The organism is Streptomyces sp. NPDC051322 (assembly GCF_040689485.1).
Taxonomy (GTDB): domain Bacteria; phylum Actinomycetota; class Actinomycetes; order Streptomycetales; family Streptomycetaceae; genus Streptomyces.
This window is the reverse complement of the sequence record NZ_JBFBAK010000008.1, coordinates 190,770-212,239: the sequence shown is the minus strand read 5'-3', so window position 1 is coordinate 212,239 and position 21,470 is coordinate 190,770. Positions and strand designations below refer to the sequence as shown.

Genomic DNA, 21,470 nt, shown 5'->3' with positions numbered 1-21,470 from the left:
ACTCCTGGTAGCACGAGGTTCAGCACGATGGCGCACAGGAAGGAACCACAGCGCGTCATGGGAAAGTCAACGGTTAACTGCCTGGATTTCCTGAACAGTGACAGCCTGGTTATTGCCATACTCCCCATCAGGCAGACTACCGCCGGCTCCACCAGTCCCCGTCCAAGTAATCTCCCAGGTGGCAGTAGCCCGGAGGTCGAATGTACCGTTCCCCGAAGAACGCCGGTAGATGACGCCGCAAGGGGGTGTCTCGTCCGCCTTCCCCCTTGCATACGGTTGCCCAATGGATCCGTCGTCGTTGAGCACGCATTTTCCGGAGGCGGGCAGAAGTTCTGCGTCCTTGGTACCAGGATTGATACTCAGGGCCACGGGCTTAGCAACAGTGGTCGCCTCAATGTGCAGCCCTGGGGCGTCCAGTGAAGCGGTGACCGAAACGGGTTGAAAATCGCCCTTGTCGAGCCACGCCCAGGTGGGCAGATTCACCTTGCTCGCGCCAGACGGAGCCAACGTCACTTTTGTTCCTGGGACGTGGATCTGTTCATAGGCGAGTCCCGCAAGCGTCTCTGGCTTGACCGCCTGCGGAACATCGGGCGTTTCACCCTTTTTTACCCAGAATGGATCTTTATCGCACTTCGACTGATCCGCCAGCGATGCATTGGGGTTCTGCTGCGGACCCCACCACATTCCTTCCTTCTCTTTGTCAAGATTGTAGTTGTCGTAATCGCCGTTGGCGTAGTTCTGGTTCTCGTCCGAGATGTCCCCTCGGACGTCACTGGGCAAGTCCGGGTCATGCACAGCCGAGAAGTAGACACCCTGACGGAATTTTTGAAAGTCGCTGGCAGACCACTCGGGGGCATACCAGCAAGCAGGCGGTGTCCAGTTGGAATCTGCGGAGGTTATGGTTCCCGATCCGCCACTGTTTCCCGACGATGTGTAGTGGATCGCTACAGCAGCGGCGATTGTGTCGTCCTTCTTGCTCGCCCCGACGTTGCCATAGCCGAAATTAGTGCCGGCAACTGCTGGATCCCCGCTGATAAGTACCAGTGCAGAGCAGGCGGCAAGTACCGTCAGAGACTGCAGCCACTTCACTGCTGGCACTCCTTCGCCCCGTCCTGGATCTGCGCCTGCTTGGCGCGCCACAGGCCCTTTGTACCATCGGCGGCGACCATGAGAATCTGCCAGGAAGTGTAGTCCCTACTGCTGGGCTGCGTCCGGTGCACCTTCTGCGTTCTTACTTCTTTGCTGTAGAACTTGGTAGAATCGCTGCAGAAGGACACGACGGCCGACTTCCCGCTTTTGACCACCTCTACTTTGGCACCCGTAAAGCGCTGCACTCCTGAGAGCGTATAACCCGCGTCAACGTTCTTTTTGATAAGATCCTTGGCGTATTCTTGAGCTGGGCTCTGAAACTCGGAGTAGAACTTATATGCCGCGTTTGACGCGCCCTGCTTAACGATCCCGTAATTGACGGCTCGCACGAAATTGTCCGCGTCGTTCGCAGCGGCGGCCCGCTCTGAGCTCTGCAAGTCTGCCTTGGCGAATACAAGCTTGACGTCTGTCGGGAACTTCATCTCTGGACGGTCGATGTGCGGCGCCTTGCTCGTGGCCGAACTACTCGGCGACGCGCTCTTCTTGGTGCTCCCGGTATCCGCACCCGCGATCTTGTCGTTCCCAGATGCCTTCTTGTCTCCACCTCCACATCCCGTCAACACGAGGGCAGCAACCGCCGTGAGCGAGACGGCGACGGGCAGGACTCGACTGCGGTTCACGTATAACTCCCGGTAGAGCGAGGGTTCTTCAAGATCAAGGGATAGTACCGGCATAATCGCCACAACGGCCGGGTCCGTCCAGGCACCGGACTCGGCAATTCTCATCATTTCCCCGGCGGCATCCTGGGACTCAAGGGCACCTACCTATAGCTTGTCTGGGTTAGGGAACCCTGTGGGGACTGGAGAGGATGATGCCGAGTCCGATCGATACATGTCCCGTAGAGACCCGGCATAGTCGCGAATCATTTCCTTCTGCGCCTGCCCGATATTTGCACATTCTCCTCGCACCGCGAGGAACCCACCCGCAGGCACATCCTTTGCCCGCTCCTGCAGTTTGACCGTCATATGCATACCGTCCCGCTGCGCGGTATAGAAGTCGACCCCTGAGTTGCTGCCCTGCGACTGCAACTTCCAGTCTCTGCGACTCAGGACGGCTTCGAGCTTGGCCTCGAGGTGATTCCGTGTCTCTTTGCGATCGCTCGCATCGATTTCATCCTCGATCGTGTACGCCACCGAATTCTTGGCATCCTTGGGACGCTTCGCAAACGCCCCGGAGCCGTCTGAGCGCTCTACGGTGCCGTCGAGCGAGTTATGGACCCTCCAGTATTCTTCAGCCACAGTGCGACGAGCCTGTACGGCTTTCTGTTTGCCGTCACCGGAACTCGCCGTGCTATCGCCGCAGGCGCCGGCCGCCGAAGCCAGCACCAGGGCCAGGGTGAGGAGTGACCAGCGCCGCGTCATTTCTAGTGAACCTCTGTCAGCCCATCCGCCCTGCAAGGAAACGTCGCTCACTGTCCGCCACGGCCTGCGTGACTTCCTTCGGTTGTGCGGCGCGCCGGCTCCTCACATCTGACAGGAAGTCGTGTGCCTGCTTGGACAGGTCGGTATTGGCTCCGTGCAGATCGCTCCCCCATTTGCGGGCGTTGGAGCCGACCCAGACGTTGCCCTTGCCGCCGGCCATCTGTTTGTCGGCGGTCTTGAGCGCGTCGGCCACGGTGGCGATGTCCTTGGACACCTCCTGGTAGAGCTTGTCCAACTCTTGCCAGACAGGGCTTGGCACCTTCTTCTCGGACTTATCAGTCATTCCTACCCCCTCATACAACTGTCGCGGTTCTGCAGCACCACTACTTCAGCGCACGTACGAGTTCCTCGGCGTCACCCGCGCTCTTCTTGCTTGGCTCTCCCAGAATCTACTACAACGTTTTTTCTTTTTACCAGATGCCTTCTTGCCCCCACTCCCGCATCCGCATCCGCCAGCGAGACGGCGACATGCCGGACAGCATTGCGTTCCTTATAACTCTCCGTAGAGAGGATTCGGAGCAAAAAGATTACTCGCCAGGCAAGGTTAGCTTTCGATCTATAGTGACTACTCGTTTCCTTAGGTTCGCCCATCGATGTTCTGCAGCCGCCACATCAGCCAGTTGAATGCGATTCCGGGAAACCTTTCGGAATTGGTGTTGTGGACGCCAGCGATCCTCTGTAGATATCCGAACTCCCGGTATAGCTCTTCACCAGCACGTCCGCTGCCGCACCAACGGCGACGCACTTACTCTGCACTTGAAGTACCATCGACGCTGTTGCGCCACTGAATTTTGGTGGCATCAATTCTGCCTTAACACCACCTCTGATCGCAGAACTATGAACTCCGCCCGACGGGGAAAGTCGCCACCCGACCTGGGCGAGGTCCGCAGCCACCTCTGACGCCAAGCGTCCTTGAGTCTCTTCTTTGCTGCTGTGGTCCTTCGGGTAGACGTTAGTCCTGACCGTATAAACCACCGCGTGCTCGTGGCCATCACACCCAGTGAATACGCCGTCAGCGCTCGAGCCGGGTTTCGCGCTATTGATCGAGCTGTAAAGCTTCCAATAGGTCTTCGCAGTTGTCTGCCGGGCCTTGTTGGCGAGGTTCTTCCCATCGGCAACGCTGGTTTCGTTGCTTCCAGTTGAGCAGGCGCTTACCAACGTTGCCAGCAGAATGATCGCTGGTAGACAACGGCGCCTCATGATGGTCCCGCCATGTCTTCGCCGTCGTGACGACCTAGATCGCGTACGGTAAATGTGCCGTCTCCAGCGATCAATCCACCTACTGCTGGATCCTTCAACCAGGCATTATAAGCTTGCCGCTGCGCCATCTGTTGCTGATCACTTCCGGACAATTCGAGCCTCCCGTCAGAATTTAGGAAGTTAGGACAGTCGTACATGCTTGCATAATGTTTGGGATCGCCATTCCATTCAAGACCATCGGGCGTTTTCACCGTCTTGAAGTGCCCACCATTTTGTACGTATGCGTCTCCGGCTGAACGTTGCCAATCTCCGTCCCAGGTAGCTCCCATGGGTGCTTTCGGAGGATCCGTGTCACCGTCGGGCAAGGCAGCGTCTGTAAGAAGGTGAATTACATCCTTGACTGCAGAGACAGCAACGGTCTTGGCCGCTCCCTGCGGGTCGAGGGCTACATCGATCACTGTATCGGCTGCCGCATTCGCCTGCTCCTGGAATTTACTCTTCCACTCATCAGCCCCTTCTTTCTTATCGTGCACCATTTGCTGATATACGTTATTTGCAGCCTGAGTGAAGAATCCCTCAATGACACCGCTAGCGTGAGTGGCTACCGGATCATTCGGGTTATTTCGAGAAAATTCATCAGCCTGCTGGGCTGTGAATACTAGAAGCTTGGCTCCGGCATCGGCATTCTGCATCGCTTCACTGGTAAATGCTTTCCAGTCGCTCGAGGAGACTGTGACATGACCTTTACCGAGACCGAGAAGGTGGCCCTTGCCGTCGTCAAACCCTGGATCAGTCAACGATGCCTGTACGTCGGGGAAGTAGTGAGCAATATCCTTCGCGAAGACAGCCTGGACCTCCGAATGCGTATGCTCGTCGGAGTGCTTCGCGTAATACTGAATCAGCTTCGTCGTGTTGTCTGCCGCCACATTCGCGTCTGCGCCCATCCCGTTCAGCGTCCCCGCCGCGATGACCCCGGCAAACGCCTTCGCCTGGAAGTCCGGGAGGCCGCCGTGGTGGTCGGAGTCGTCCTTCATCCAGGCCGGGATGACGTCCATGTTGTCGTGCAGGAACTTGGTGGCGGCCGCAGGGTCGTTACCCATGGCCTCCCAGACCTTCTCGCCGTACATGTAGTTGCCTGGTGCCAGGCACTGCTTGCCGAGGTTCGCCACGACGTCTGTGGGAAAGTCCGCATATCCGACCAACTGCGACAGGTGCTGCAGGTCCTCGTTGCCGTGGTCGTCCTTGAACGTCGTCCCGGCCCGCATGGCCGTGGCCACGGTGTTGGCCAGGACGAACATGCCGGCGTCCGGGTTGTCGGGGTCGTAGACCGCGGGGCCATCCTCCAGACGGTAGAGCGCCGTGTCGCCCAGTTCGGCCATTGCGGCCTTGCAGTAGTCCGGGTCGGTCTGGTTGGCCTCGAGCTTCTTCATGTACTCGTCGAGGTCCATGTCCCCGTCCTTGTAGGCCTTCGCGTCCTTCTTCGCGGCCTTCTGGGCTTCGGACTGCGTCTTGTACTTGCCGATGTCGCCGGCGCCGGCGGAGACCATGCCGCCGCCGAGACCGATCTCCTTGTCGCGCTTCTCCTCGTCCATGGCCAGACTGTGGCGGCGGCGGAGCATAGGGAGTTGGTCGTGCGCCCAGTTGAGGTGCTTGGTCATCTTCGACAGGCGGGTGGTGTCCATCTGGAGCCTGTGTGCGTGACTCGACCAGCTGTTGATGCGCGACTGCGCCGCAGAAGCACCGTCACCGGAATTGGTGTTGATCACCTTGATCAGATCACCGAGTCTGTCCGGGTTGATGCCGCGGAAATCTCCCCCGCCGTCGTCCGGGCGCATGCACTTCCCCCTGAGTCAGTGTTCAAGTACCTGAAGTTGTGGAGCAGTCGTCGAGCGGTCGACGCCGTGGCGTGACGGACCGTACTCTCAGACTTACGGACGCTATCTGGCCCACGCAGGGTTTCGCCAGTGCCAACGTTCTTGGCGTAGGCCACATGGCGACGCCCGGCCCGCACCGGAGAACCGCGACCACACGGGCGTTGCGGGCGATCCAGGGCGGACCGGGTGGACGAAGAGGACTTACCACGGGATTCTGCGCGGTTAGTCGGCCTTCGCTGCGGTGCGGCGGCGAAGAGCAAACACAAGACCTCCACCAAGTGCGACGGCGGCCGCCGCGATTCCGGCCACCAGAGGGGTATTGCCCGCGCCGGTGGACGCCATGGTGCCGGTGGCGTCACCGCCGGTCGTGGAGGACGTGGAGGACATGGAGGACACGGTGGAAGATGTGGCGACGGTGGTGCCCGTGCGACCGGTGGACTGGGCGTGCAGGCCGCCCGTGCCGGTGCCGGTGGAGCCCGACGAGGAGCCGGAGCCCGTCCCCGCGACCGTGCCGGTCACGTGGATGGCGATCTGGGCCTTGTCATTGGCGGGGTTCTGGTCGAAAGACGGGTGAATGTCGTACACCGAGGTCGCCTTGACCTCCCCCGTCGTGTCCTTCGCGCCGTCCTTGATCTCGAGGACGAACTTGTACGAGTGGAGCGAACCCACCTCGAAGATGTGGTCCTGGGGCGAGCAGACGTACGTGCGCTTGCCCGGCGCGGAGGGTCCACTCGGGCCGTCGATCGCGAAGGGCAGGCAGTCGTGGGGGACCTCGACGGCCGTGGTGCCCTTGGGGATGTGGACCATCACCGCGGGCTGGTCGTCGCTGGTGTTGTCGTCGACCCAGCCGGGGCCCCGGTTCCGCAGAGCGGCCGTGACCGTGACCTTGTCGCCGGGCTTGCCCGTCGCGGTGTCGCCGACGGCGGCCAGATCGGCGGTGTTGTCCGCGGTGAAGGCCAGCGAGCGGTAACTGATCGCAGAGGAGCCGGCGTCCGGGTCGCCGCCCTCCGAACCGGTGCCGTACTCCACGTTCTCCATCAGGGCCTTCGGCAGCACCTTGAAGTTGACGGGTGTAACGAAGGTCTGCCCGGGCTGGAGGTCCTTGTCGAAGTGGCATACGGCCACGGAGGTCCGGCCGGCCTCGGTGGCGTACGTGCAACCAGGGGCGTGCTCCGGGAACTCGAGGCCCCGGGTGATACGCAACCGCATGGTGAGGCCATCGGTCGGGGCGGTGCCCTGGTTGGTGAAGGTGAGGGAGTCCTCGCGGAGCGTGCCCGGCTGCCACGGTTCGCTGGACAGCTCGGACACCACGAGGGCGGGGCGTGGCTCATCGGCATGCGCCTGAGTCACGGGGGCGAGGGCTACGGCGAGCAGGGCGGCCGCGACGGCGGACGAGGAGCTGGTGCGGTGACGCAAGGCGGTTCTCCCGTGTGGGGTCGGGCAGGTGGGCCGAGCTGGTAGGTCAGGTGTGGTGGTACTGGTTCTTTGACCGGTGAACGCCGCGCAGGGTTGCACGCGGCCACCGGAAGGGCACCGGTGCGTCACATCCCCTCCACCTGGGTGGCGATGACCACAGCGTGACGACCACACCGTGTCCTCTACACGGTGACGACCTCGATGCCCGCCGGGACGCCCGTGCAGGCAGCGACCACCCGGCTGCTCACCCGGACCGTGCGGAGCTGCGGAAAGGCGCTCAGCCACGCCAGGCTGCCCCCGAGGTCGTAGGCCAGCCACAGATGTGTCAGCCGTTCGGCGACGATGCCGTCGATGAGCTCGCTCGGGGTGAACATGCCGGAGATCTGCATGCGGGGCCGTCCGCCGAGCCGGCGCAGTGCGTGCAGTTCCGACACGTTCGATACGGGGAAGTACAGGGCGTCCTCGTCGAGGTGGGCGATGATCTCGTCGGCGTACCGTTCGGTGTCGTAACGCCGCCAGGCGTAGGCGAGTTGGGAGCGGACCGCCATCGATGGGCGGTCCCGCATCCGGGTGAGGTACTCGATCGCACGGTCGTCGGCCACCGAGGTGGCGGTGACCGCGAGGCGGTGCGCCTCGGTGTCGGAGACATGTGTCGGGTCGGGCAGCATCTCCAGCACGATCGGCCCGATCCAGCCGAGTGCGCGGGCCCCTTCGAGGGTGGTGGGGCGGACCAGGTCGCGGGTGTAGCGGTGCACTCGGGCGCGTACGGCGGGGTCGAGTTCGGTGGCGTGTTCCAGGCTGGCTGCCGCCAGCAGTTTGCGGTGCTGGGATTCCACCGGGCGGGCGCCCTTACGGGCGGCGAGCAAGCCGTCCAGCAGGTACGCGCATTCGTCGGGCCTGGCCAGCGCGACCGACATCCTGATCACCTCTTCCCACTCGTCCTGGTGGGCGTGGTTGATCAGGAAGTCGAAGTCGTGACGTTCGACGGCCGCCCGGGCAGCCAGATAGTCCTGGAAGGTGCGGTGCACGAAGTCCACCGAGCCCGGGGCCGGCTCGCGCAGCAATCCGGTGCGGTTGAGCAGATGGCGGTAGATGTCGTCGGGACCGCCCTGCTCCGCCGCGTTCGGTATGGCGGGCAGATGCTGGGCGAGCGTGCTGACGGCGACCTTGCGGTCCATTTCGGAGCGGCCGTTCACCAGCATCCAGTGGGCGAGTTTCTGGAGCAGCTGGACTTTTGGTTCCTGGGTGAGGTCGATGCCGTCCGTGATCTGCATGTCGCGTTCGCGGTCGCGCCGTTCCAGGAGCATGGACAGCGCCGCGTCGTAGAGCGCCCGACGCCCGCGCGGCAGGTAGCCGCGCCTGTCCCGGTGCAGGGCGCAGATCAGGCCGCACATCAGCGGGTTGGTGGCCAGCCGGCCCAGATCCCGGTTGATCCGGACGGCGCCGAGCAGGGTGTGCTCGTACTGATCGAGCCGGTCCAGATCGGTGGCGCCCTCGCGTGCGGCCGCGTGCCAGCGCTGGATGAACGCGGCGACCCCTTCATGGCTGAGCGGCGAGAGCATCAGCTCGGTGAAGCCCTCGGCGGTCAGCCAGTTCTCGCGTACGGCGGACGGCCTGGACGTCAGCAGCCAGACATTGCCCGGGTAGAGCGCGAGGAGCCGGCGCAGTCCGTGGCGCAGTTGTTCGCGTTCGTCCTCGGAGGACTCGTCGATGCCGTCGACGAGCAGCAGCCCGCGTCCTTCGGACATGACACGGTCGGCCCAGCCGCTCGGCTGGGAGCCCGCTCGCGGGTAACGGGCGGCCGACAGGAACTCGTCGGGTACGGGGAACCCGGCTGCTCCGAACCGTCGCACGGGCAGCACGAAGGGCACCCGGCCGCGTAGCCCGTCCAGCTTCCCGGGGAGCGCGTCGCGGGCGATCGCGACGGCCAGCCACTGCACCAGCGTGGTCTTCCCGGAGCCCGCCACGCCGCGCAGCAGGACCCGGTCGCGACCGGCGAGCGCCAGTTCGGCGGGGAGCGCCGGCTGGGGCGGGTCGGTGTCGTCGGCGACCGCACCGAATTCGGCCTGCAGGCTGAGGTAGGCGGTGTCCAGCGGCCAGCTGTCCGGGGAGTGCGCCAGTTCGATCCCGTAGATGGTGAGGTGATTGTGACCGGCGATGATGTCCCGCGCGTATCGCTCCTCGAATGCGGCGTCCTCGGAGGGCCGGCCGGGAAAGCGGCGTGCCAGCGCGTCCATCCGGGCGCTCAGTTCGGCGAGTTGGCGGGTCTGCTCGACGAGGGTCGCGGAGACGAAAGTGGACCGCTGGGTGAAGAAGTGCAGGATGTGCAGGCAGGCGGTCTCCACCAGCGCCGCATGGAACCGCGCTCCGTCGGCCGAGAGCCCGCGGTCCGCGTCGGGGGCTGCGGTGAAGAGCAGCGCGGCGAACTCGCGGGTGCCGAGGCGCACCGCGTGCAGATCGTCGATGTCGATACTGCCCAGGGCGTGCAGCGTCCGGGCCACGGCCTCCGCGACGGCGATGCGTTCGTCCTGCGCGATGGGTTGTTCGGCCGGTCCGCAGGTCCGCAGCGCCCGCTCCACCAGGGTGTCTCCGAGCTTGGCGAGATCCCGCTCGTCGAGAGTGCGCTTCTCGCCGCGGAAGGAGATCAGGCCGGAGATCCGGACCGGACGGTCGACGATACCGGCGCCCGCGCCCTCCTGGACGAACAGCTTCTTGACGAGGGGGACGACGACACTCGAAGCGAGTCGGGCGGCGAGAGTTGCGGGATCCACGGTGGTCTTCCCCCTGAGCGTGTTGCGCGGGTGGGTTGCATGAGCATGGCCTGGCGGGGTGCATGAAGGTGTTGCGGCGGCCGCTTGGAGTGACGCGCCGGGCTGCGGGACGGTTCTCGGACAGCACGACCGGGGCCGGGCCTACGGCGAAGAACTCGAGGGAACCTTCTGCGGAAGGTGCGCCTCCTGGCCGGATGAAAGCCGCAACCGAACGCGGCATCCGGCGAAGGGATCCCTGTGTCCACACCATCCACGTCCACTCCAGCTGCCTCCCCCACCGGCGAACGTCCCATGCCCGCCCTCGACGGCGCGGTGCACCGTTGGGTCACGGCCGGCGATGTCCGGCTGCACATCGCGGAGTTCGGCGCGGGTCGCCCCGTCGTGCTGCTGCACGGCTTCCCGCAGCACTGGTACGCCTGGGACAGGCTCGTACCGCTGCTCGCCGCCGATCACCGGTTGATCTGTGTCGATCTGCGGGGCTTCGGCTGGTCGGAGCAGACCCGGCGTGGTTACGACACCGACAGTGCGGCCGGCGCATGGCAAACGCGTCGCCCCGCTGCGCGGCCCGCACGAGCGGCGCGGCCACGTCCCAGGGAAGTGCGGGCCTGTCCATCGCGGCCACCGTACCCGCGGGCGCTCAGCGCGGCCGGTGCGGGGCGGCTCCGGCGGGTATGCGCTCGGGCAGCACCGCGGTGAGGAGCTCGGCGGTCGCCGGATAGGGCTGTTCCTGCGGAAGCAGTGCACGGGCGGCCGCTTCGTCGCCGTCGCGGACCGACTCGTGGATGCGGTGCACCAGCGGGGTCACATCGGTGATCGCGACCGTCCACTGGTCCGCGTACCGCCGCGCCGCTTCGCCGGAGAGCCCGAGCTGCAACGAGCGGTGCGGAAGCGGCCGCAGTCGCAGGTCGCGTTCCGGGTCCCACTGCACTCGGGCCGGGGCGCGCTTCAGGTCCTGCTTCCAGGTGGCCTGGTCGGGGTGCAGCCGCCGGTCGTAGGAGGAGAGGCAGGCGTGCCGCAGCGCCCAGTCGAATCCCGCGCGGTCGATCTCAACAGCCAGTACCGTTTCCTGGCCCTCTTTGGCCGCCCAGCCGCAGCGGTACATCATCCACAGGAACGAGGGCTTGATCCAGGTCATCCGGTCCCGCTTCCAGGCCGCGGGGAAGCGTCCTTCGCGGGCTGCGGGAAGGCCGATGGCCGGTGGGTACGCCTGGTACACGGTGATCGTCGCGTCGGTGTGGAGAGCGCGGATGCGGTGGGCCGGCTCGGCGGCTCGGGGCTGTTCCATCGGTACAGAGTGCGGGACCGGTTCCCCTCCGGGCCAAAGGTTTCCGCCGGGTCCGGACGCGAAACCGCCCCCTCCCGGGGGGCCGGGTGAGGGCGGTTTCGCGGCGGACGGGCCGTGGTGCGCCAGGTGTCGGCCTGGTGCGGCCGGCTGTCAGCCCTGGTGCGGGTAGGTGTACTCGGTCGCCGGGACCAGGGTCTCCTTGATGGACCGGGTCAGGGTCCAGCGCTGGAGGTTCTGCGGGGCGCCGGCCTTGTCGTTGGTGCCGGAGCCACGGCCGCCGCCGAACGGCTGCTGGCCGACCACGGCGCCGGTCGACTTGTCGTTGATGTAGAAGTTGCCCGCCGCATAGCGGAGCTTGTCCATCGTGTGCGCCGCTGCCGCCCGATCGGACGCGATGACCGAGCCGGTCAGGGCGTAGTCGGAGACCGACTCCATCTGGTCCAGCATCGCGTCGTACTCGGCGTCCTCGTAGACGTGGACGGCGAGGATCGGGCCGAAGTACTCGGTGGTGAAGACCTCGTTCGCCGGGTCGGAGCACTCGATGACGGTCGGGCGGACGAAGTAGCCGACCGAGTCGTCGTAGGTACCGCCCGCGATGATCGTGCAGCTCGGGTCGGACTTGGCGCGGTCGATCGCGGCCTTGTTCTTCGCGAAGGAACGCTCGTCGATGACGGCGCCCATGAAGTGCGACAGGTCCGTGACGTCACCCATGGTGATCCAGTCGACCTCGGCGGCGAACTCCTCGCGGAAGCCGCTGTTCCAGATCGAGGCCGGAATGTACGCACGAGAGGTCGCCGAGCACTTCTGGCCCTGGTACTCGAACGAGCCACGGGTCAGCGCGGTCTTCAGCACGGCGCGGTCGGCGCTGGGGTGCGCGACCACGAAGTCCTTGCCGCCGGTCTCGCCGACCAGGCGCGGGTAGGTGCGGTACTTGCCGATGTTCTCGCCGACCGTCTTCCACAGGTACTGGAAGGTGGGCGTGGAGCCGGTGAAGTGGATACCGGCCAGGTCGCGGTGGTGCAGTGCGACCTCGGAGACCGCGATGCCGTCGCCGGTCACCAGGTTGATGACGCCCTTGGGCAGGCCGGCCTCCTCCAGCAGCTTCATCAGCAGGACGGCCGCGTGGGTCTGCGTCGGGGACGGCTTCCACACGACCACATTGCCCATCAGGGCCGGGGCGGTCGGCAGGTTCGCCGCGATGGCGCTGAAGTTGAAGGGGGTGATCGCGTAGACGAAGCCCTCGAGCGGGCGGTGGTCGAGGCGGTTCCAGACACCCTGGGCGTTCGCCACCGGCTGCTCGGCGAGCAGGTCACGGGCGTACTTGACGTTGAACCGCCAGAAGTCGACGAGCTCGCACGGGCAGTCGATCTCGGCCTGCTGGGCGGTCTTGCCCTGGCCCAGCATGGTCGAAGCGGCCAGCGTCTCGCGCCAGGGGCCGGACAGCAGTTCGGCGGCGCGCAGGATGATCGCGGCGCGGTCGTCGAAGGACATCGCGCGCCAGGCGGGGGCGGCGGCCAGCGCGGCGTCGATGGCGTCCTGCGCGTCCTCGCGCGTGGCGGCGGCGCCGGTGCCGATCACGGACTTGTGGTTGTGCGGCTGGACCACGGTGAAGGTCTCGCCGCCGCCCATCCGCTTCTCACCGTTGATCGTCATCGTGAGGTCGATGGGGTTCTCGGCCAGCTCCTTGAGCTTGGCCTCCAGGCGCGCGCGCTCGGGGGTGCCGGGGGCGTAGGAGTGAACCGGCTCATTGACCGGCGCGGGGACCTGGGTTACAGCGTCCATCATTTGCCGAATCTCCTTAATCTGAGGGGTGGTTCAGCCGCGCGTGGCGAGCGAACGCAGGAAGAACGCGAGGTTGGCCGGGCGCTCCGCGAGGCGGCGCATGAAGTATCCGTACCAGTCGGTGCCGTAGGCGATGTAGACACGCATCCGGTGGCCCTCGGCTGCCAGCCGGTCGTGCTCCTCGGCCCGAATGCCGTAGAGCATCTGGAACTCGTAGTCGTCGAGCTTGCGGCCTGCCCGGCGGGCGAGTTCCTGGCCGATGGCGATGATCCGCGGGTCGTGGGACCCGATCATCGGATAGCCCTCGCCGGCCATCAGGATCTTCAAGCAGCGGACGTACGCCTTGTCGACCTCGGCCTTGTCCTGGTAGGCCACGGTCGCGGGCTCCTTGTAGGCGCCCTTCACCAACCGTACCCGCGAACCCGCGGCGGCGAGGATGCGGCAGTCGTCCTCGGTACGGAACAGGTACGACTGCACGACCGCGCCGGTCTGCGGGAAGGTCTCGCGCAGCTCGGTGTGGATCGCCAGGGTGGAGTCCACCGTGGTGTGGTCCTCCATGTCGAGGGTGACCGTGGTGCCGATCTCGGCTGCGGCCTCGACGACCGTCCGTACATTCGCCAGCGCCAGGTCATGACCGCCGGACAGCGCCTGCCCGAAGGAGGAGAGCTTCACCGACATCTCAGCGCCCGCGCCGAGTCCGAGCGGCTTCAGGGCATCCACCAGTCGGAGGTACGCGTCCCGGGCACGCAGCGCTTCCGCCGGGTCGGTGATGTCCTCACCCAGCACATCGAGGGTCACCTCGAGGCCGCGGTCGGCCATCTCCTGGACGACGGGCATCGTCTCACCGACGGACTCGCCGGCGATGAAGCGGGTGACCACCGGCTTGGTGACGGGGGCGGCCGATACGACACGGCGGATGCTGTCGCTGCGCGCGGCGGCGAGAAGCACGGGACCCAGCACGGGGCACCTCCACGGGGAGTGAGGACAGGCCGCCTGGGCGGCACGGAGAACCACCGTGAAATCTAAGGATTGCTCCGATCGTCGGCCATCGACAGCTGTCACGCATCCGTGGCCTGGATCTCAGACAGATGTCTGAGGAGGTGGGAGAATGAGGGGGTGAAGGGTGATTACCAGGAACTGGTCGACGAGATCTCCGCGCTCCTCGGCGCGCCGGCGACCCTGGAGAACCGGGACTTCGGGCTGATCGCGTTCGGCGCGCACGACAGCGAGGACGACACCGCGATGGACCCGGTGCGCACCCGCTCGATCCTGACCAGGCGGTCCACCCCGGCGGTCCGCGCCTGGTTCGAGGACTTCGGCATCACCCGTGCGACGGGCCCGGTCCGGATTCCGGCGACCCCGGACGCGGGGGTGAACCGGGGCAGGATCTGTCTGCCGGTCCGCCATCGCTCCACCGTGTACGGCTATGTCTGGCTGCTCGACACCGACCCCGGCCCCACGGACCGTCAGCTGACGGCAGCCATGGAAGTGGCCGCCCGCATCGGCGACCTGCTGTCGGACGAGGCACAGGCGGGCGCGGACCTGTCCCGGGAATTCCGTGCTGTGCTCACCGCCGAACGGGGCTGGCAACGCGATATGACCATCGCCGCCCTGCGTACGGCTCTGGGCCCCAGCGCGGACGGCCTGCACGCGCTGGTGTGTGTGACCCGCTGGCCGGACGAGGATCCGCCGGCCCGGCCGGTGGCGGCCACCGCGGCCCTGTGCACGGTGCCGCTCGGGACCCCCGAGGGAGCGCCGGACCGCGACACCGGTTCCGATGCGGACCCGGGCGCGGGCGCCGTCAGCGGCTCCGGCTCCGGGGTGGGCGCCGTGCCCACCGTGGCCGCGTTGATCCGGCTGCGCTCGGCGCACGCCCTGGACCCGGCGCTGACCGCTGCCACCAGGCTCCGCGACATGGCGGGCGGCGGAGCCACCGCGGGTATCGCGACCGCCCGCCGCGGCCTGAGCGGACTGACCGACTCCTGGCTCGAGGCATCGGCGGCGGCCCGCGCGGCGGCGGCCCAGCCCGGGCTGGGCCCGATCGCCGAATGGGCGTCCATCGGCCCTTACCGGATGCTGACCGCACTCCCCCGGTCGGTGGCGCACGATGCGGTGGTACGGGATCTGCTGACCGCCACCCACACCGAACTGGCGCGCACCGCAGAGGTGTTCCTCGACTGCGCCGGTCAGGCGGGCCGCACCGCGGCCGCCCTGGGCATCCACCGTCAGACGCTCTACTACCGGCTCTCCCGCATCGAAGCGCTGACCGGCCTCGACCTCGACGAGGGCGAGGACCGGCTGCTGCTGCACATGGCGCTGAAGGGGACGCGGCTGTAGACCGGACCCCGCAGCGTCGGCCGTCTCAGGGCTCAACCGTCCTCTCGGGGCGAGCCGTTCTCCAGGATCACCCGCAGGCCGTCCGTCAGGTCCCGCGCGGAGGGAGCCGTCTCCGGGTCGACCAGCCACTGCATCATCACGCCCGCGAGCAGCGCCTGGTAGACCAGTCCGGCCGTGCGAGCCTTCTCCGGATCGGTCTCCGGGTCGAGCCTCTGGAAGTTCTCCGCGAGTCCCTTGCGGCCCTCCTGCTGCGGTCCGGCGATCGCCTTGCGCAGCTCCGGGTCCTCGTCGATGCGGGAGATGACCTCGAGTTGCAGCTTCCAGAGCGAGCGGCTGGTCTCGTACGTGCCGATGACCTGACCCCAGACCGCTTCGAAGCGCTCGAAGGCGTCGGCGTAGGCGGAGGGTTCGACGCCGGACGACTCGCCGATCGCGTCGCCCCACTCCTCGGTCACCGCGAGGAACGCCTGGTTGAGCAGCGCTTCCTTGGAGCCGTAGTGATAGCCGATGGAGGCCAGGTTGGTGCCGGAAGCGGCGACGATGTCGCGGGCGGTCGTCCGGGCGTAGCCCTTGTCCAGGAGGCAGCGCTTGGCGCCTTCGAGCAGATCCTCACGATGTCCCATCACAGCAGCGTACCCGGCATGCAGACGTTCGTGTAAGACGATCGTCTACGCACCGGGTACGCGGCTGACGTACGGTTTCGGCGTGATCAGTCGGTCAGGTCCACCGAACGGGCCGACACGGCGCCGATCTCCTCGGAGATCTCCGCCAGGACAGCCGGGGGCACGGTGTCGTCGACGGTGAGAACGACCAGCGCCTCGCCGCCCACATCGGCGCGGGACACCTGCATGCCGGCGATGTTGAGACCGGCCTCCCCGAGGATCTTGCCGACCGCGCCGACCACACCGGGGCGGTCCGTGTAGCGGAGCACGACCATGTGATCGGAGAGGGCGACGTCGACGTCGTACTCACCGACCGCGACGATCTTCCGGAGGTGCTTGGGCCCGGCCAGGGTGCCGGACACCGAAACCTCCTCGCCATCCGCGAGGGTGCCGCGGACCGTGACGACATTGCGGTGGTCCGGGGACTCCGAGCTGGTCGTCAGCCGGACCTCGACACCGCGCTCCTGCGCGAACAGCGGGGCGTTGACATACGACACGGTCTCGTCGACGACATCCTCGAAGACGCCCTTGAGCGCGGAGAGTTCCAGCACCTTGACGTCATGCTGGGTGATCTCCCCGTACACCTCGACATCGAGCCGTACCGCAACCTCACCGGCGAGAGCGGTGAAGATCCGGCCGAGCTTCTCGGCGAGCGGCAGCCCGGGGCGCACGTCCTCGGCGATGACCCCGCCCTGGACGTTGACCGCGTCCGGCACGAGCTCGCCGGCGAGCGCCAGGCGTACCGACTTCGCGACCGCGATGCCGGCCTTCTCCTGGGCCTCGTCCGTGGAAGCGCCGAGGTGCGGGGTGCAGACGACCTGGTCGAACTGGAAGAGCGGGGAGTCGGTGCACGGCTCCTTCGAGTACACGTCCAGACCCGCGCCGGCGACCCGGCCCTCCTTGAGCGCGGAAGCCAGCGCCTCCTCGTCGACGATGCCGCCGCGCGCGGCGTTGACGATCCGGACGTGCGGCTGGACCTTGTGGAGCGCCTCGTCGCCGATCAGGCCGATCGTCTCGGGGGTCTTGGGAAGGTGGACGGTGATGAAGTCGGCGACCTCGAGCAGCTCGTCGAGAGTCAGCAGCTTGACACCCATCTGGGCGGCACGGGCGGGCTGTACATAGGGGTCGTACGCGACGATCTTCATGCCGAAGGCCGACATGCGCTGGGCGACCAGGACACCGATACGGCCGAGACCGACGACACCGAGCGTCTTCTCGCTCAGCTCGACGCCGGTGTACTTGGAACGCTTCCACTCGCCGTTCTTCAGGGCGCTGTTGGCCTGCGGGATGTTCCGCGCCGTTCCGATCAGCAGACCACAGGCCAGCTCGGCGGCGGTCACGATGTTGGAGGTGGGGGCGTTCACCACCATCACGCCGGCCTTCGTGGCGGCGGAGACGTCGACGTTGTCCAGGCCGACACCGGCACGGGCGACGATCTTCAGCTTCCTGGCCGCGGCGATCGCCTCGGCGTCGACCTTGGTCGCCGAGCGCACCAGGATCGCGTCCACGTCGGCGATGGCGGGCAGCAGCTCGGCGCGGTCCGCGCCGTTGCAGTGCCGGACCTCGAAGTCCGGGCCCAGCGCGTCGACGGTGGCGGGCGAAAGCTCTTCAGCGATGAGTACGACAGGTTTCGAGCTCACGTGAGTCCTCACAAGTCCGATGGGAGCCCCTCCCACGCCGTTCGGGCAGTGGGCGAGGACGGCCGTCCCGACGGCCGCAGGCGGAGGGTCTGGGCGCGTGGAAGACGCACGACGCTGTGGGCCTGACGCGTATGTTCTGAGCAGTGTAGTGGCGTTGCGCCGTGCTCCATCCGCCGAAGCGGCAGGATCACCCGTCCGTGGGTGGACGAGGCGGACAACGCGGGGCAAGCGGGCGCCAGGGGGCTGCTCCGTTCGAGCAGCCCCCTGGGTCCGCAGCCGTTACGCGTCGTCGTTGGCGACCCAGCTCATGAGCTTGCGGAGCTCCTTGCCGGTGGTCTCCAGCAGGTGGTCCTCGTCGGCCTTCTTGTACTCGTTGTACTTCTTCAGACCGCCGTGGTACTCGTCCATCCAGTTCTTGGCGAACGTGCCGTCCTGGATCTCGCCGAGGATCTTCTTCATCTCGGCCTTGGTCTGGTCGGTGATGATCCGCGGGCCGCTGACGTAGTCGCCCCACTCGGCGGTCTCCGAGATCGACCAGCGCATCTTCTCCAGGCCGCCCTCGTACATGAGGTCGACGATCAGCTTCAGCTCGTGCAGGCACTCGAAGTACGCGATCTCCGGCTGGTAACCGGCCTCGGTCAGCGTCTCGAAGCCCGCCTTCACCAGCGCGGCCGTACCACCACAGAGCACCGCCTGCTCACCGAAGAGGTCGGTCTCGGTCTCCTCGGTGAACGTCGTCTTGATGACGCCGGCGCGGGTGCCGCCGATGCCCTTCGCATACGAAAGGGCCAGCGCCAGACCGTTGCCCGAGGGGTCCTGCTCGACGGCCACGATGCACGGAACGCCGCGGCCCTCCTCGTACTGACGGCGCACCAGGTGGCCCGGACCCTTGGGGGCGACCATGCAGACGTCGACGTTGGCCGGCGGCTTGATGAAGTCGAAACGGATGTTCAGGCCATGGCCGAAGAACAGCGCGTCGCCGTCCTTGAGGTTGTCCTTGATGGACTCCTCGTAGACCTGGGCCTGGATCGGGTCCGGGACGAGGATCATGATCACGTCGGCCTCGGCGGAGGCCTGGGCCGGGGTCACCACACGCAGGCCCTGCTCCTCGGCCTTCGCCTTGGACCTGGAGCCCTCGTGGAGACCGACGCGGACGTCCACACCCGAGTCACGCAGCGACAGCGCGTGGGCGTGGCCCTGGCTGCCGTATCCGATGACGGCGACCTTGCGGCCCTGGATGATCGACAGGTCGGCATCGTCGTCGTAGAAAAGCTCGGCCACTGGGATATCTCCTTGGTGTGCAGGTGTTACGGCCCACCGTACGGCGGGTGGGGAGGGGAAGGTTTCTCGGTCTCGACATGCGAGCAGGTGTCGCAGCGCCACGCGAGCAACGGCAGGGGGTGTGCCGGTGCCGCTCAGGCGCTGCGGTCGAGCGCCCGCAGGCTGCGGTCCGTGATCGACCGGGCGCCTCGGCCTATGGCGATCGAGCCGGACTGAACGAGCTCCTTGATGCCGTACTGCTCGAGCATCTTGAGCATCGCCTCCAGCTTGTCGGCGCCCCCGGTGGCCTCGATGGTCACGGCTTCCGGGGACACGTCCACGGTCTTGGCGCGGAACAGCTGGACGATCTCGACGATCTGGGAACGGGTCTCGTTGTCGGCGCGGACCTTCACCAGCACGAGCTCGCGCTGGATCGCAGCGCCGGGCTCGAGTTCGACGATCTTCAGGACGTTGACCAGCTTGTTGAGCTGCTTCGTCACCTGCTCCAGGGGCAGGTCCTCGACACTCACCACAATGGTGATGCGGGAGATGTCGGGATGTTCGGTGACACCCACGGCAAGGGAGTCGATGTTGAAGCCGCGGCGGGAGAACAGGGCGGCGATCCGGGCGAGAATGCCCGGCGTGTTCTCGACCAGGACGGAGAGCGTGTGCTTGGTGGACATGTCGTCGGTCTCTCTCTGCTCTCAGTTCTCTTCGTTGTCGCCGAAGTCGGGGCGGATCCCGCGGGCGGCCATGACCTCGTCGTTGGACGTGCCGGCGGCCACCATCGGCCAGACCATGGCGTCCTCGTGCACGATGAAGTCGACGACGACGGGCCGGTCGTTGATCGCGTTCGCCTCGGCGATGACCTTGTCGAGGTCCTCCGGACGCTCGCACCGCAGGGCGACACAGCCCATCGCCTCGGACAGTTTCACGAAGTCCGGGATGCGGGTCCCACCGCTGCCCTTACCGCCCACCGCGATGCCGTCGGCCCCGGGGCCCGAGTGCAGCACGGTGTTGGAGTAGCGCTGGTTGTAGAAGAGGGTCTGCCACTGGCGGACCATCCCGAGCGCACCGTTGTTGATGATCGCGACCTTGATCGGGATGTTGTTCAGCGCGCAGGTGGTCAGTTCCTGGTTGGTCATCTGGAAACAGCCGTCGCCGTCGATGGCCCAGACCATCCGGTCCGGCATGCCTGCCTTGGCGCCCATCGCGGCGGGCACCGCGTAGCCCATCGTTCCGGCACCGCCGGAGTTCAGCCAGGTCGCGGGCTGCTCGTACTGGACGAAGTGCGAGGCCCACATCTGGTGCTGCCCGACCCCCGCTGCGAAGATCGTGTCGGCGTCGGCGGCCTGCCCGATACGCTCGATGACCTGCTGCGGAGAGAGGCTGCCGTCCTCGGGCAGGTCGTACCCCAGCGGGTAGGTGTCGCGCCAGCGGTCGAGATCCTTCCACCAGGCCGCATAACGGTCCTTGGCAGCGGCGCCCACGGTGCCCGCGGTGTGCTCGGCCTGAACCGCCTGGACCAGGTCGGCGATGACCTCCCGGGCGTCGCCGACGATCGGGACATCCACCTGACGGTTCTTGCCGATCTCCGCCGGGTCGACATCGGCGTGGATGACCCGGGCGTGCGGCGCGAAGCTGTCCAGCTTGCCGGTCACCCGGTCGTCGAAGCGGGTACCCAGCGCGATCAGCAGATCCGCCTTCTGCAAGGCCGTCACCGCGGTGACGGCGCCGTGCATACCGGGCATGCCCACATGCTGACGGTGGCTGTCGGGGAAGGCGCCCAGCGCCATCAGCGTCGTGGTCACCGGCGCCCCCGTCAGCTCCGCCAGGACCTTCAGCTCGGTGGTCGCGCCGGCCTTGATGACCCCGCCGCCGACGTACAGCACCGGGCGCTTGGCCTGGGTGATGAGCCGAGCGGCCTCCCGGATCTGCTTGGCGTGCGGCTTGGTCACCGGCCGGTAGCCCGGCAGCTCCATCTGCGGCGGCCAGGAGAACGTCGTCTTCGCCTGCAGCGCGTCCTTCGCGATGTCCACCAGCACCGGACCGGGACGCCCCGTCGACGCGACGTGGAACGCCTCGCAGATGACCCGCGGAATATCGTCCGCGTCGGTCACCAGCCAGTTGTGCTTGGTCACCGGCATCGTGATGCCGCAGATGTCCGCCTCCTGGAAGGCGTCCGTACCGATCGAAGCCGCGGCCACCTGCCCGGTGATCGCGACCAGCGGCACCGAGTCCATGTGCGCATCCGCGATCGGGGTGACCAGATTCGTCGCACCCGGACCGGACGTCGCCATGCACACTCCGACCTTCCCGGTCGCCTGCGCATAACCGGTGGCCGCGTGCCCCGCGCCCTGCTCGTGCCGGACCAGGATGTGACGCACCCGGCTCGAATCCATCATCGGGTCGTACGCCGGGAGAATCGCACCACCGGGAATACCGAATACCGTGTCGGCGCCGACTTCCTCGAGAGAACGGATGAGGGACTGCGCGCCCGTGACGTGCTCGACGGTTGCGGACGAGGGTCCGCCGTTACGGGCTCGCGGCTGCGGGTGGTGGGCCCCGGTGGCCTGCTCGGTCATCGGCATTCTCTTCTCGAAGCTGAGGGTTTTTGCGTGGAATTGAGCGGTGTTCGGGTGGTGCCGGTGCAACAAAAAACCCCCCGTGCCG

General features: G+C 66.5%; 17 protein-coding genes. 2 read left to right on the top strand and 15 right to left on the bottom strand.

Going from position 1 to position 21,470, the window contains the following annotated elements; translation table 11 throughout:
* Positions 1-66: 66 nt before the first annotated feature.
* The 7 genes from AB0436_RS20225 to AB0436_RS20195 all read right to left on the bottom strand — a co-directional run bounded on the left by AB0436_RS20225 (position 67) and on the right by AB0436_RS20195 (position 9,831).
* Complete coding sequence (locus AB0436_RS20225; RefSeq protein WP_366469278.1) at positions 67-1,089, bottom strand: hypothetical protein; 1,023 nt, start codon at positions 1,087-1,089, stop codon at positions 67-69.
* Positions 1,086-1,877, bottom strand: coding sequence for a hypothetical protein (locus AB0436_RS20220; protein ID WP_366469277.1), 792 nt, complete (start codon positions 1,875-1,877; stop codon positions 1,086-1,088). The genes AB0436_RS20225 and AB0436_RS20220 overlap by 4 nt, the downstream gene beginning before the upstream one ends.
* 36 nt (positions 1,878-1,913) lie before the next feature.
* Positions 1,914-2,510, bottom strand: a complete 597-nt coding sequence (locus AB0436_RS20215) for a hypothetical protein (RefSeq protein ID WP_366469276.1) — start codon at positions 2,508-2,510, stop codon at positions 1,914-1,916.
* Positions 2,511-2,526: 16 nt separating this feature from the next.
* Complete coding sequence (locus tag AB0436_RS20210) at positions 2,527-2,853, bottom strand: hypothetical protein (protein WP_366469275.1); 327 nt, start codon at positions 2,851-2,853, stop codon at positions 2,527-2,529.
* Positions 2,854-3,766: 913 nt separating this feature from the next.
* Positions 3,767-5,605 (bottom strand): hypothetical protein, encoded by a 1,839-nt coding sequence (locus tag AB0436_RS20205; RefSeq protein WP_366469274.1) that lies wholly within the window; start codon positions 5,603-5,605, stop codon positions 3,767-3,769.
* Positions 5,606-5,866: 261 nt separating this feature from the next.
* A complete protein-coding gene (locus AB0436_RS20200) occupies positions 5,867-7,060 on the bottom strand; it encodes a hypothetical protein (RefSeq protein WP_366469273.1) in 1,194 nt (397 codons plus the stop codon).
* Between the two features lie 182 nt (positions 7,061-7,242).
* A complete protein-coding gene (locus AB0436_RS20195) occupies positions 7,243-9,831 on the bottom strand; it encodes an NACHT domain-containing protein (RefSeq protein ID WP_366469272.1) in 2,589 nt (862 codons plus the stop codon).
* Positions 9,832-10,122: 291 nt separating this feature from the next.
* Here AB0436_RS20195 and AB0436_RS20190 point away from each other — a divergent pair, with 291 nt between their 5' ends.
* On the top strand, positions 10,123-10,527 hold the full coding sequence (locus tag AB0436_RS20190) for an alpha/beta fold hydrolase (RefSeq protein ID WP_366469438.1): 405 nt from the start codon (positions 10,123-10,125) through the stop codon (positions 10,525-10,527).
* On the opposite strand, the gene AB0436_RS20185 is transcribed toward AB0436_RS20190, so the two are convergent.
* The 3 genes from AB0436_RS20185 to AB0436_RS20175 form a co-directional block, all read right to left on the bottom strand.
* The gene (locus AB0436_RS20185) at positions 10,469-11,116 is read right to left on the bottom strand and encodes a DUF4291 domain-containing protein (RefSeq protein ID WP_366469271.1); all 648 of its coding nucleotides are present in this window, start codon (positions 11,114-11,116) and stop codon (positions 10,469-10,471) included. The genes AB0436_RS20190 and AB0436_RS20185 overlap by 59 nt on opposite strands.
* Positions 11,117-11,266: 150 nt before the next feature.
* Entirely contained in the window at positions 11,267-12,898 is a 1,632-nt protein-coding gene (pruA, locus tag AB0436_RS20180) for an L-glutamate gamma-semialdehyde dehydrogenase (RefSeq protein ID WP_366469437.1), read from the bottom strand.
* 33 nt (positions 12,899-12,931) lie between these two features.
* On the bottom strand, positions 12,932-13,858 hold the full coding sequence (locus AB0436_RS20175; protein WP_366469270.1) for a proline dehydrogenase family protein: 927 nt from the start codon (positions 13,856-13,858) through the stop codon (positions 12,932-12,934).
* A 156-nt stretch (positions 13,859-14,014) separates the two neighbouring features.
* Here AB0436_RS20175 and AB0436_RS20170 point away from each other — a divergent pair, with 156 nt between their 5' ends.
* A complete protein-coding gene (locus AB0436_RS20170) occupies positions 14,015-15,235 on the top strand; it encodes a helix-turn-helix domain-containing protein (RefSeq protein ID WP_366469269.1) in 1,221 nt (406 codons plus the stop codon).
* Positions 15,236-15,267: 32 nt separating this feature from the next.
* On the opposite strand, the gene AB0436_RS20165 is transcribed toward AB0436_RS20170, so the two are convergent.
* The 5 genes from AB0436_RS20165 to AB0436_RS20145 form a co-directional block, all read right to left on the bottom strand.
* Entirely contained in the window at positions 15,268-15,858 is a 591-nt protein-coding gene (locus AB0436_RS20165; RefSeq protein ID WP_366469268.1) for a TetR/AcrR family transcriptional regulator, read from the bottom strand.
* 86 nt (positions 15,859-15,944) lie between these two features.
* Entirely contained in the window at positions 15,945-17,537 is a 1,593-nt protein-coding gene (serA, locus tag AB0436_RS20160; RefSeq protein WP_366469267.1) for a phosphoglycerate dehydrogenase, read from the bottom strand.
* Between the two features lie 279 nt (positions 17,538-17,816).
* Positions 17,817-18,818 (bottom strand): ketol-acid reductoisomerase, encoded by a 1,002-nt coding sequence (ilvC, locus tag AB0436_RS20155; RefSeq protein ID WP_365849052.1) that lies wholly within the window; start codon positions 18,816-18,818, stop codon positions 17,817-17,819.
* A gap of 134 nt (positions 18,819-18,952) precedes the next feature.
* Entirely contained in the window at positions 18,953-19,480 is a 528-nt protein-coding gene (gene ilvN / locus AB0436_RS20150) for an acetolactate synthase small subunit (protein WP_365849054.1), read from the bottom strand.
* A 21-nt stretch (positions 19,481-19,501) separates the two neighbouring features.
* Complete coding sequence (locus AB0436_RS20145; RefSeq protein WP_366469266.1) at positions 19,502-21,388, bottom strand: acetolactate synthase large subunit; 1,887 nt, start codon at positions 21,386-21,388, stop codon at positions 19,502-19,504.
* Positions 21,389-21,470: the final 82 nt, after the last annotated feature.

Excerpts from the sequence above, each read along its gene's own strand:
- AB0436_RS20185 (WP_366469271.1), bottom strand. The coding sequence starts at position 11,116 with ATGGAACAGCCCCGAGCCGCCGAGCCGGCCCACCGCATCCGCGCTCTC.
- pruA (WP_366469437.1), bottom strand. The coding sequence starts at position 12,898 with ATGGACGCTGTAACCCAGGTCCCCGCGCCGGTCAATGAGCCGGTTCAC.
- AB0436_RS20220 (WP_366469277.1), bottom strand. The coding sequence starts at position 1,877 with ATGATGAGAATTGCCGAGTCCGGTGCCTGGACGGACCCGGCCGTTGTG.
- AB0436_RS20145 (WP_366469266.1), bottom strand. The coding sequence starts at position 21,388 with ATGCCGATGACCGAGCAGGCCACCGGGGCCCACCACCCGCAGCCGCGA.
- AB0436_RS20210 (WP_366469275.1), bottom strand. The coding sequence starts at position 2,853 with ATGACTGATAAGTCCGAGAAGAAGGTGCCAAGCCCTGTCTGGCAAGAG.
- ilvN (WP_365849054.1), bottom strand. The coding sequence starts at position 19,480 with ATGTCCACCAAGCACACGCTCTCCGTCCTGGTCGAGAACACGCCGGGC.
- AB0436_RS20190 (WP_366469438.1), top strand. The coding sequence starts at position 10,123 with ATGCCCGCCCTCGACGGCGCGGTGCACCGTTGGGTCACGGCCGGCGAT.
- AB0436_RS20165 (WP_366469268.1), bottom strand. The coding sequence starts at position 15,858 with ATGGGACATCGTGAGGATCTGCTCGAAGGCGCCAAGCGCTGCCTCCTG.
- AB0436_RS20205 (WP_366469274.1), bottom strand. The coding sequence starts at position 5,605 with ATGCGCCCGGACGACGGCGGGGGAGATTTCCGCGGCATCAACCCGGAC.
- AB0436_RS20215 (WP_366469276.1), bottom strand. The coding sequence starts at position 2,510 with ATGACGCGGCGCTGGTCACTCCTCACCCTGGCCCTGGTGCTGGCTTCG.